Here is a 467-nt window from a genome sequence, read left to right as displayed (position 1 = left end):
TGCCTGGTGCCAATTCAGTATTATTTTCTTGCATAAGGAAACAACGAAGGTCAGTCAACACTTTGCATCGCACCAGCACCACTAATCACTAAATGGTATAAAATGAAGTCGCTTGCCGTGTCCCTATGTCCCTATGTATGCTAAGATCTTTAATAGTATGCAACTGATTTTGATGCGGTTTTCTTTAATAGATAGAATGATTCAAGAGAAAGGTTTTAATGTACAATTCATGCCGGGAAAATTACTTTTTCCCGCGGGTAAACGGTTACTTGCGGGTGAAACTGTGCGGGCTGCTTTTATTATTATTTATTTATTTCCTGCAAAAAATGTGTTTAAACATATAATATAGATCAGTGTCTCACAAAACTGCAAAAACAGTTTGACTGTTAGATCGATCGATTTATCGATTCAACTATTGCGTATCAAGGGTATGGACTAGGTGTTGACTTGAGTCTAATAAGAGACTT

Annotated in this window: 1 pseudogene; it reads left to right on the top strand. The window is 36.8% G+C overall.

The features are described from left to right. Positions 1 to 393 precede the first annotated feature (393 nt). Positions 394 to 467, top strand: a pseudogene (locus tag ACJ5GX_RS02420) (dTMP kinase); the annotation flags it as partial.

The sequence above is a fragment of the Wolbachia endosymbiont of Tuta absoluta genome (genome assembly GCF_059414725.1).
Note: the sequence above shows the minus strand (reverse complement) of the source record. Positions and strands in the feature narration are given on the sequence as shown.